Genomic DNA, 10268 nt, shown 5'->3' on the forward strand with positions numbered 1-10268 from the left:
GTATTGAGTAAAAATGTGTGTTTATTATGTATTTTCGTATAAATAGGCATGACACTTTTTAAACAATAAAAAGCCACTACAATTATTTATGTAGTAGCTCTTATATATTATTCTGCAAAATACATAAAACCAATTGCACCTGGGCCAGTATGTGTTGAGATGATTGGTGAAGTAAAGGCAACTCCTACTTCATTAAAACCTGTTCCCTCAATCAATTCTTTTAATGGTTCCCCCATCGTTACCATTCCATCAGCGTGAGAAATCCCAACTGACTTTACTGTTTTTCCAGCAGTATCTGCTTGGAATTGTTTAAATAAGTAGTTCACAACTTGTTTATGGCTACGTACTTTGGTTACGGGATTATATGCGCCACCTTCTAAGTTTGCAATTACTTTGATGTTCAGCAAAGAACCGATGAAGCCTTTACCTTTCCCAATACGTCCGCCTTTAATTAAATTCTCTAGTGTGTCGACAACAACATACAAATACGTATTATCGCGAACCTTTTCTAGACGTGCAATAATTTCCTCGACAGTAGCACCGGCATCACGCATTTTAATTGCCTCTCGTAATTGAAAAGCTAGACCAAATGCGATAAAACGTGAATCAATAACAGTTACATCTGCATCCGTCAGTTGCGCTGCTTGACGAGCTGATTCAACTGTTCCACTCATGCCACCAGTCATATGAATAGAAATAATTTGATCTCCATTTTTACCAAGCTCATCATATAATTCTTTAAATTTCCCCGGTGCAGGTTGCGAGCTTTTAGGTAAATTTTCGCTATTCTGCATGGAGCTTAAAAAAGATTGTGGTTCTATATCAACACCATCTGTATATGTTTTTCCATCAATTTGAATCGTTAAAGGCACAATATGTATACCGTGCTGCGCTACTTCTTCTTTTGTTAAATCACAAGTTGAGTCCGTCACTATATGAATTCGTCCCACTTCGACACATCCTTTTACTTCATTAAATTTTATTATATAGACTAACGAATCATTATGTAAACATGACATTTGTCATTAGGTTTCGCTCGTTTCAGTCCATTTTATAACCGTTACCTTGGATACTATAGCGCTTTGTCGAATCCTTGTCTAACAAAGTCCTCCAAGTATTTAAGCATTTATATGACACTTTTGATGTTGAAAACATGACAAATGTAAATTCCAGGATAAAAATTATTGGGGTATAGTAAATGCAAGCACGAAAGGAGTGTTCGATATGTTAGATTCTTTTGACTACAAAACATGGAAGGAAGAATTGTGGAATGCCATTACACATGGCATTGGATTTATCGCAAGTATTCCAGCGCTAGTTGTTCTTATTTTAGCAGCTGTACAAACCGGAAGTGCGCTCCAAATTACAACGTTTACTATTTTTGGTGCCTCTGTGATCATTTTATTTTTAATGTCGACTCTGTTACATAGTATGCCGGAAAAATACAAGCACTTTTTCGCCATTCTTGATCACTCTTCTATTTATATTTTAATTGCCGGAACGTATACACCTTTCCTTTTAATTGCAATTGGTGGCACGCTAGGTATTACTTTATTATGTATTATTTGGTCACTTGCCATACTAGGTGTTATTTTTAAATGTTTTTTTATTAATCGATTTGAGAAACTTTCTTTAATTTTTTACATCGGTATGGGTTGGCTAATTATTTTTGCCATTAAGCCTGTCTATCTTTTCTTAGGCTTTCATGGTTTTGCTTTACTATTAGCAGGTGGGCTTTTCTATACGATTGGCGCTATCTTTTACGCATGGCGTTCACTTCCCTACAATCATACAATTTGGCATCTATTTGTGTTAGCTGGATGTGGAGCGATGTATGCTTGCGTTTATTTTTACTTATAAAGTGAACCTTTAATCAGTAGGGTTTTTCTTCATCCCCACTAATTCGGATATTTACAGGCAGTTCATCTTCCACTTAACTTCTATGCTTTCGGAACAAATTAAATTACTACCCGTTTATGCGGGATAAAAACTCAGCAAAAAAATCGCCCTCTTATAAATAAAAGGAGCGATTTTTTCTTTATTGAATATTACCATTTAACTCCTTCTTCAATGCCTTTATCGGATAAGCAACATCTTGATGGGCATGAAAATAGTCAGTTTCAATGACTACACCATCGACTGATCCTTTACATTCGCAAAGACTTACTATAGATAATCTATCGTGTAAAATATTAATATCACCCCAACTATACACATTATCCAAGATAAGGCAGAACTTGAGCTGCTTGATATTTTATTCCGAAGATTAACTAAGGTAGGTTTTATCTGTTTTCCAAATAATTTATATCCTAAAAATATCAGTAGAGCTGGTAGAACCATAATAATATTGTATACTGCTATAATTGGAAGCCACTGATAAAAAGGTATATCTATTGTAGTTAATAAACCAATAGCGGTAAAATAAGGTAAAGCCATGCCTGCCTCAATGATAAAAGTCGTAATACCAATAATAATAATTGAGAATATGCTTTGAGTTTTAGGCATTGGAATATTACTTTTTTTATTTGCGGGGATAAAAAAGCTAGTAGTAAATAATATCACCCCAATTATGAAGATTCCCCAGCTAAATATTTTATTTTGAAAAATATTTGAGAATGATTCTATAATAAAATTTAGGCCTAACATCATAATGATACCTAATGAAAAATATAAAAGGACAACTGTAAATAGATATGCCAATAATCTTGATGTTAAATTTTTATTGTCTGTTAAAACCAGAAATAAAGTAACACCAATAATTGTAGGGCTTAATGTATCTAGAAGAGCTAAGCCACCCAAAGAAATTAAAATATCTGTTCCCATCTTCCCCTCCACATGAATAATTGTGTTCAAATAACTATGATTTATTACCGAGATAATGTATATATGCTTTTTCCATAAAGTTAAGGACTTCTTGATCAATTGGATATAGGTTATATTTTTTTGATTCCTCGGGCGACATCCTAATGTCCCAAAGTTTATCTAAAAATGCATCTTCTTCATTAAAATCTTCACCTTTTTTTACATCCATTCTTTTAATGATATTTTGTATTCGTGTATTACTATAACTAAGGTGCATATATTTTTTTAATTGCCCTACTAAAGCAATCCACTCTAAAGAGTCTGGATCGCTACTAGCCATTTTCGGAAGTTTTTCTAGTACTTCCATGTTTTTAAAATTTAATTCATTTCGATTATATTTTAATACTTCTTTAGAATCCTTATTATTATATAAGTCCATAATTTTTTTAATCCTAAATTCTTCTCCATCAATTGCTATACCGTTTATTAGTTCCCTTAAACTAATTTCTATCTTTGAAAGACGGTCCTTCTCACTTATAACATATGATATTTGTTTCATTAGACTATTGGACCAATCCCATTCTTCGGACTCTAACATCATTTTGATCTCACTTAATTGAAATCCTATAGTTTTTAAGAATTGTATTTGCTGAAGTTTCTTCAACTCATTGTTTGAGTATAATCGATGACCTCCTTCAGTTTTTGATACAGGATTCAGAAGTCCTATTTTGTCATAATATCTCAAGGTTCTAACTGATACTCCGCTCAGTTTTTTAAATTCGTTAATATGAAACAAGCTAATACCCTACTTTCTTATTCATTTGTATTATTAAAAAACATTGTTTTTAATACGTAACCAATTCCTAAGCCAATTAGCACCCCTGGAAAAGCATTATCAAAAACCAAACCTACTCCTGCTCCAATAATAACGCAAGCATAAATAATGATATCGTCTTTCTTCATAATAGGATTCTCCTTTAAGTTTTAAAGTAAAAGCTCTAATAACAGTATAAAAGATGACGTAAGGTCACTTTCAACTAATTTAAGCATCCCACTGCATAAAATTTGAAACTGACCTTACGTCATTTTATATAATCAAGTTTAAGGAGGGAGGAAAATGATTAAACAAACAACCATAAGTTTAATTTTAATACTAATTATGCTTGCAGGCTGTTCAAAAGGAGAGAAAGAAGTAGTTGTAAATAAAGAGTCTATAGATGATATTGAGGAGATTAAGATAAATTTTGCAAGTACAGATGTTATGTTTTCTCCAAGCGAAACAAATGAAATAGAAGCATATTTAAGTGTTTATGATGACGGACCAGGTGCAATATTAAAGAAATCTTCAAAACAGTTATCAATTGATTTAGATACTGATATTACACGCTTATTTAACCTTAGTAAAAAACCGACTTTAGAAGTTAAAGTACCTAAGCAATTCAAGAAGAAAATAATTCTGGATGGATCATCTGGTAATGTTACTGGGAAGGAATTAATTCATAATGACATTGAAATACGCTCCAGTAGTGGTAATGTTAAACTTCAATTTATAGAATTGAATAATGATGTAAAAATAACAACCACAAGTGGTAAGGTATCAGTAAATTTTGATGAAGAACAGCCTAATTTAGAATTAGATATCAATACAAACAGTGGTAGACAATCAATTGACTTAACTCTATACGGCAATTCACAGACAAAAAAGGGATTACAGCGATTTTCAGGTAATGGTGATCATAAGATGCAAATTGTAACAAAGTCAGGAAATATAGATTTGAATTAATGAAGGATAGATTAATTTAAAGGCATAATAATTTAAAGTTAAATAGTTATGCCATTTCTTTTCAATCGAGTGACACTTACTAAAATGGTTATATTTTCGGCTTTGGCGGCTTAAAACAGTCCGAACAATTAGCTGTAGTAATTGACGAAGTTAAAATAACTACTTTTCACGTTCTGAGAGATACTCACGCATCATTTTTGTTTGCTCAAGATATAGATTTTGCATATGTCTCAAAACGATTAGGTCACATTAATATTCAAACGACACAAAATTATTATCTGGATTTACTGCCAGAAAAAAAGCACCAGCAAGATGCCGATGCTTTAAATCTGTTCAATAATTTGTAATATTAATTATTGATTTGAACCAACTTGAACCTAAAAACCTTTGTAAACGTTGGTGTTACAACAATCCTTTAACGTTTTGAGAATTGATGTGAACACACGCACCGCAAAGACCTGATTATTTCCGTTCAAAAATCTGATATTGGAATGTGTAACCCTCTGGTGCTGTTACTGGTTCATCTGAGGATACTTGTACATAATCCTCCTCATATTTCGGGAAGTATGTATCCCCATTAAACGCATGATTAATTTTTGTAATGTACAAGCAATCTGCGATATCCATGGATAAGCGGAAAATTTGCTCGCCACCAATAATCATAATTTCTGGAACATCCCCAGCAAGGGCGAGGGCACCCTCTAAGCTTGTTACCACTTCAATCCCATCAGCTTGATAGTTTTCATCACGCGTAATGACTATATTGCGTCGACCAGGAAGCGGTCTACCGATGGATTCGAATGTTTTACGCCCCATAATCATTGGCTTCCCCATCGTTTTCTCCTTAAAATATTTTAAATCCCCAGGTAAATGCCACGGCATGCCATTTTCATAGCCAATCACATAATTATTATCATGTGCCACAATTAAAGAAATCATATTGTACCTCCAAATACTTTCGTCCATTATATTATAAACATAATTTTACTTTACAATCAGATTATTTCTGCTTAGAAATTAATTTATTTTCTTTTTCGATATTAAATCCTAGTAATTTTATAAGAATAGTTTATAATGAAATGTACAAAAGAAAATTAAAGGATTGATGATGATGACAATATTAAGAGATGAAGCGATCCGTTATATAAAAGCATGTGAATCTCCTATACAGTACTATGATTTAACACCACAAGAAGCGAGAGCCGTTCGAATAGTGCCAAAATGGACGTCACCAAATAGCCCTCAGCTTGCGGCAATTGACAATAGAAAAATAACAGTTCGAGATGGTGCACAAATTAATGTGCGCATTTATAGACCTGCTTTAGACGAAAAGCTTCCAGTCATTGTTTATTATCATGGAGGCGGTTGGGTTTTTGGAAATTGTGACTCTACAGATGCGGGCTGTCAGCTATTAGCAGCAAAAGCCCAAGCAATCGTTGTATCAGTTGATTATCGCCTAGCGCCAGAATATCCATTCCCTACACCGCTCTACGATGCTTATGACAGTTTCGTGTGGGTTTACGAAAACATCGAAAATTTCGGTGGAGATACAGCAAATCTTACAGTCGCTGGTGATAGCGCAGGCGGAAACTTAGCAACAGTTGTCGCCTACCTAGCTGCGACATTAAATGGGCCAGCGATTAAAGCGCAGGCACTTATTTATCCTGTAGTCAATGTAGATTTTACAACGGCTTCCTACAATGCTTACGGCGAACACTACGGCTTAGACAAACAAGGAATGCAGTGGTTTTCAGGGCATTATACAGATAAAGAAAACTATATAGATCCACTTGTATCCCCACTTCAAATTGAGGACTTAAGTGTTTTACCAAAAACAATCATTATAGCTGCAGAGGCAGATGTCCTTTACGATGAAGGTCTTGCATATGCACAAAAGCTTACAGATGCCGGAGTGACTGTTGAACATGTAAATATGACTGGTTTAATCCATAGTTACTTTAGTAAAATGGAATTTTTCGAAGAAGCAACGATTGAAACAGCTGAAAAAATTGCTAATTTCGTGAAATAAGTTTGTCTATCAGCATAAAATAGTGCGATAATAGAGCAAAATGTTTTTTTAAAGGATGACAACATGACACAAACTATTGCTTTACAAATTAACAATCCCTTTTCTAATCAATTAAAAAAAGGCTATCCGCTCATTTCAAAAGATGCAGTTGATGCACGCCACCTTCCTAAAGAAGAAGGTGCACTTCTAAGACTAACGGATAATCATAACCGTTTTATTGGCACAGGATACTATGGCTTACAAAACAAAGGTATTGGTTGGGTATTAACAAACGATGCTAACGAAAAAATAGACAAAGCCTTTTTTATGAAAAAATTTAAAAAGGCCATTCAAAATCGAGAAGCATTTTTCAACGATCCTCACACAACAGCCTTTCGAGTATTTAATGGTGAAGGTGATGGCATTGGCGGTTTAACAGTCGACTTTTTCGATTCTTACTATATGGTGAGCTGGTATAGCGCAGGCATTTATTCATTTAAAGAAATGGTATATGAAGCACTTGCAGAGACAGTTGATTACAAAGCCATTTATGAGAAAAAACGTTTCGATACTAAGGGACAGTATATTGAACAGGACGATTTAGTCATGGGAACACCTGGCGAATTTCCGATTATCGTAACGGAAAATAGTATGAAATACGCTGTCAATTTAAACGATGGAGCCATGACAGGTATTTTCCTCGATCAACGAGAAGTGAGACTTGCCATTCGTGAACGTTATGCAGAGGGTACAAATATGCTAAATACGTTCTCCTATACGGGAGCATTTTCTGTTGCAGCGGCACTTGGTGGAGCAATAAAAACAACAAGTGTAGATGTTGCAAAGCGTAGTTTAGCGAAAACAATTGAGCAATTTAGCGTCAATAGCATCGACTACGAATTACAGGATATTAAAGTCATGGATGTCTTCAACTATTTCAAATATGCACAGCGCCATAATTTAAAATTTGACCTTGTCGTTTTAGATCCACCTAGCTTTGCACGTACGAAAGAAAGAACATTCTCAACTGCGAAAGACTATCCTAAATTACTCGTAGACACAATCGCCATTACGGAGAAAAACGGTGTCATCGTTGCTTCAACGAACAATGCAAGCTTTGGAATGAAAAAGTTCAAGAGCTTTATTGATCAAGCATTTAAAGAAAGCAAAACAGCCTATAAAATTGTTGAAGAATTTAGCTTACCAAAAGATTTCCGTGCCCCACGTGAATATCCAGAATTCAATTACTTAAAAGTTGTTTTTATTAAAAAACTCAACTAAATGAACCCAGACAGAATCACCTCCATGTGATTCTGTCTTTTTGTTTAAGAAGAATAAACAGAAAAACTCTTTCATGTGTTGTTAGAATTTTCTGCATGCCATATAATGTAATTTACAATTATAGTCCTATCACCATAACATGGGGTTGATTTCCGTTCCGAATGGGTGGTTTCCTAGGGGCGTCCAGTCGGAACGGAAATCAACTTATCTTACAGCAAACGTTTTAACATATGACATTCTTAATTTTGGTGATGTGAGTCAAATAATAAATTAATGGAGATGATTGAATGGGATATGTTCGTGAAAAGTTAATGATTACTACAGAAAGACTCGTTCTTAGATTATTTCAAACATCTGATGCAGAAACGGTTACAAAGCTTTGCAATAATTATAATATTTATAAAAGCACCATGTACCTCCCTTTTCCATATAGCTTAAACGATGCATTATCGTGGATGGAACATCATTACGATCATTTTATGGAGGATATTTCGTATGAGTTTGCAGTTACAGATAAGGAAACTGGCGAAGTATATGGAGCCATTGCATTATCGAATATTAAAGATTTTAATCAAGGGGAAATAGCCTATTGGATTGGCGAGGAGTATTGGGGAAAAGGCTATGCCACGGAGGCTGCGAAGTCGCTTGTACAATTTGCTTTTGAAGAAAAGAAACTGCATAAAGTGTTTGCCCGATATTTTTCATCAAACCTCGCTTCAGGAAAAGTAATGGAGAAGATTGGCATGAAACAAGAAGGAATTTTAAAGGATCATATCATCAAAGACGGAAAATATGAGGATTTAGTGTATTACGGAATAATTAATGAATAGCGAAGTTTCTCAAAAAGATGTTTCCGACCATTTAGTTCCTTTACCTTAATTCTACTTTTGTTAAGGCTGTTTTCTAAAAGATTATTGCTGTTAACATAAAAACAGAGTTACTCTACAAAATGTGTAGAATCAACTCTGTTTTTTGGTATGATGTTTTGTATATCAAATATGTAACTAAATCCCTCGTTTGTTTTGTAAAATGATAATAAAGTTATTTAATTTTAACAACTCAAACAAGCATAACACCGTTCTAAATTTAGGACGGGGTTAAAAATATAGTTGTTTGATTTTTGATGTAAGATACTTCACTATACTGAAAAATATAACAATAAGATCGTTTAAAAATCTAAGTTTTATTCAACAATCGCGCCCGATAATGAATAAGTCTTCATAAGAATAACGATAATTTTCTCTATTTACTACATAACTTAATTCCAGAGATTAAAGTAATAATTGCAAGTAGAGCTATACTTAACCATGCCCTATAAAGCGAGAAATCGCTACCATTTACAGCAGTTGGAGAGGTACCAAAATCATCAACATAAATCGCATTGTTCAAAAATTCTTTCTGCAATAACCATTATTCAACCACTAATCCAACCTTTTTCTTTTATTTAAAATGAAAAACACAACAATGCCAATTGCTACTGCCACTGTAGCCCAAATATAAATTTGATTTCTATTATGTTTACCACTTAAATTAACTTCTTCAATCGGGGGCTGTCCTTCTCCAAGTACCTCCAAATCCTCCTGTGAAGAACTCAACACACCGGTACGATCACACATGGTTGATACAAGCGATTTTGCCTCGTACATAATTGATTCGTTAGCATAAACCAAATATTCTTCTCCCTTTATAAAATTATATCCACAATCGCCTCCACCTTGACCAGTAGTAATGATAATTTGTGATTGTTCAACACCCTTCCAGGTGTTCGTTACCTCAAAAAGAACTGATTTAGTTGTATATCCTTTTAAACTTAGTTTCTCTTTTATATCAACAACTTTCCCACTAAATACGGCTTTTGAACGTTCAAATTCTTCTTCTACACTTGGTAAATCTGCACACGAACAAGCACTTGTAATCGAAGGAAAAGAGCCTATCATAAAAATACCAATAAAAATGAAAGCCAAAAGTGTCATTGCTTTCTTCAAATAAATCATCTCAATTTCACCTACCATCACCTAGGTTTAGTATTTTTTATAATATAATACTAATGTTAACATAAAAATCTAGTTTTGCTTGGTAATCTTATTCCATTAAATGGTCCTATTGTTGAATTGAGTGACTCACATTTTTAAAACAACTTTATTATCTCTGTACATCGGCTATAAAAACTAAATAGCCCTATATATGGCTCTTCACCAAAACGTGTGGTTGATTTCCGTTCCGACTGTGCGCTTTCCTGGGGGCGTCCGATGAGCCGCTTCACTCGCGATGCTCGCTCCAGGGTCTCATCTGTGACACTATGAACTGCACCCGAATTATTGGACTTTAAAATTCTAATAAAAGAGGTGCAGTTTGTGATTTCCGATGAACAAAAATTAACAGCTATTGTCGCTT

12 protein-coding genes are annotated in these 10268 nt (G+C 34.2%); 6 read left to right on the forward strand and 6 right to left on the reverse strand.

Annotated elements, in window-relative coordinates:
* Positions 1–107: 107 nt before the first annotated feature.
* Positions 108–950, reverse strand: coding sequence for a DegV family protein (locus ACQKMV_RS06970; RefSeq protein WP_427503075.1), 843 nt, complete (start codon positions 948–950; stop codon positions 108–110).
* Between the two features lie 274 nt (positions 951–1224).
* Between ACQKMV_RS06970 and trhA the strand changes: the two genes are divergently transcribed.
* Entirely contained in the window at positions 1225–1860 is a 636-nt protein-coding gene (trhA, locus tag ACQKMV_RS06975; RefSeq protein WP_427503076.1) for a PAQR family membrane homeostasis protein TrhA, read from the forward strand.
* A gap of 306 nt (positions 1861–2166) precedes the next feature.
* Here trhA and ACQKMV_RS06980 read toward each other — a convergent pair whose 3' ends face one another.
* The 3 genes from ACQKMV_RS06980 to ACQKMV_RS06990 are packed head-to-tail and all read right to left on the reverse strand — an operon-like array spanning position 2167 to position 3765.
* Positions 2167–2823 (reverse strand): GAP family protein, encoded by a 657-nt coding sequence (locus tag ACQKMV_RS06980; RefSeq protein WP_427503077.1) that lies wholly within the window; start codon positions 2821–2823, stop codon positions 2167–2169.
* A 34-nt stretch (positions 2824–2857) separates the two neighbouring features.
* Positions 2858–3598 carry a MerR family transcriptional regulator gene (locus ACQKMV_RS06985; protein WP_427503078.1) on the reverse strand — a complete coding sequence of 247 codons (741 nt, stop codon included), beginning with the start codon at positions 3596–3598 and terminating at the stop codon, positions 2858–2860.
* Positions 3599–3615: 17 nt separating this feature from the next.
* Positions 3616–3765, reverse strand: coding sequence for a hypothetical protein (locus tag ACQKMV_RS06990; RefSeq protein ID WP_427503079.1), 150 nt, complete (start codon positions 3763–3765; stop codon positions 3616–3618).
* Positions 3766–3919: 154 nt separating this feature from the next.
* Between ACQKMV_RS06990 and ACQKMV_RS06995 the strand changes: the two genes are divergently transcribed.
* Together ACQKMV_RS06995 and ACQKMV_RS07000 are read left to right on the forward strand one after the other, a co-directional pair.
* Positions 3920–4585 (forward strand): DUF4097 family beta strand repeat-containing protein, encoded by a 666-nt coding sequence (locus ACQKMV_RS06995; protein ID WP_427503080.1) that lies wholly within the window; start codon positions 3920–3922, stop codon positions 4583–4585.
* Between the two features lie 155 nt (positions 4586–4740).
* Positions 4741–4932, forward strand: coding sequence for a tyrosine-type recombinase/integrase (locus ACQKMV_RS07000; RefSeq protein WP_427503111.1), 192 nt, complete (start codon positions 4741–4743; stop codon positions 4930–4932).
* 115 nt (positions 4933–5047) lie between these two features.
* On the opposite strand, the gene ACQKMV_RS07005 is transcribed toward ACQKMV_RS07000, so the two are convergent.
* On the reverse strand, positions 5048–5524 hold the full coding sequence (locus ACQKMV_RS07005) for a dihydrofolate reductase (protein ID WP_427503082.1): 477 nt from the start codon (positions 5522–5524) through the stop codon (positions 5048–5050).
* A 172-nt stretch (positions 5525–5696) separates the two neighbouring features.
* Between ACQKMV_RS07005 and ACQKMV_RS07010 the strand changes: the two genes are divergently transcribed.
* From ACQKMV_RS07010 to ACQKMV_RS07020, 3 genes are all read left to right on the forward strand, one after another.
* Entirely contained in the window at positions 5697–6614 is a 918-nt protein-coding gene (locus tag ACQKMV_RS07010; protein ID WP_427503083.1) for an alpha/beta hydrolase, read from the forward strand.
* 63 nt (positions 6615–6677) lie between these two features.
* Positions 6678–7874 (forward strand): class I SAM-dependent rRNA methyltransferase, encoded by a 1197-nt coding sequence (locus ACQKMV_RS07015; RefSeq protein ID WP_427503084.1) that lies wholly within the window; start codon positions 6678–6680, stop codon positions 7872–7874.
* Positions 7875–8161: 287 nt separating this feature from the next.
* Positions 8162–8704, forward strand: coding sequence for a GNAT family N-acetyltransferase (locus ACQKMV_RS07020; RefSeq protein ID WP_427503085.1), 543 nt, complete (start codon positions 8162–8164; stop codon positions 8702–8704).
* Positions 8705–9295: 591 nt separating this feature from the next.
* Here ACQKMV_RS07020 and ACQKMV_RS07025 read toward each other — a convergent pair.
* The gene (locus ACQKMV_RS07025; RefSeq protein ID WP_427503086.1) at positions 9296–9868 is read right to left on the reverse strand and encodes a hypothetical protein; all 573 of its coding nucleotides are present in this window, start codon (positions 9866–9868) and stop codon (positions 9296–9298) included.
* Between the last annotated feature and the right edge of the window lie 400 nt (positions 9869–10268).

Source organism: Lysinibacillus sp. NPDC094403, from assembly GCF_050278745.1.
GTDB lineage: Bacteria > Bacillota > Bacilli > Bacillales_A > Planococcaceae > Lysinibacillus.

Bases quoted from the DNA above. Each gene is read 5' to 3' on its own strand.
- ACQKMV_RS07015 (WP_427503084.1), top strand. From the start codon at position 6,678: ATGACACAAACTATTGCTTTACAAATTAACAATCCCTTTTCTAATCAA.
- trhA (WP_427503076.1), top strand. From the start codon at position 1,225: ATGTTAGATTCTTTTGACTACAAAACATGGAAGGAAGAATTGTGGAAT.
- ACQKMV_RS07010 (WP_427503083.1), top strand. From the start codon at position 5,697: ATGACAATATTAAGAGATGAAGCGATCCGTTATATAAAAGCATGTGAA.
- ACQKMV_RS07025 (WP_427503086.1), bottom strand. From the start codon at position 9,868: ATGATTTATTTGAAGAAAGCAATGACACTTTTGGCTTTCATTTTTATT.
- ACQKMV_RS06980 (WP_427503077.1), bottom strand. From the start codon at position 2,823: ATGGGAACAGATATTTTAATTTCTTTGGGTGGCTTAGCTCTTCTAGAT.
- ACQKMV_RS06990 (WP_427503079.1), bottom strand. From the start codon at position 3,765: ATGAAGAAAGACGATATCATTATTTATGCTTGCGTTATTATTGGAGCA.
- ACQKMV_RS07005 (WP_427503082.1), bottom strand. From the start codon at position 5,524: ATGATTTCTTTAATTGTGGCACATGATAATAATTATGTGATTGGCTAT.
- ACQKMV_RS07020 (WP_427503085.1), top strand. From the start codon at position 8,162: ATGGGATATGTTCGTGAAAAGTTAATGATTACTACAGAAAGACTCGTT.
- ACQKMV_RS06995 (WP_427503080.1), top strand. From the start codon at position 3,920: ATGATTAAACAAACAACCATAAGTTTAATTTTAATACTAATTATGCTT.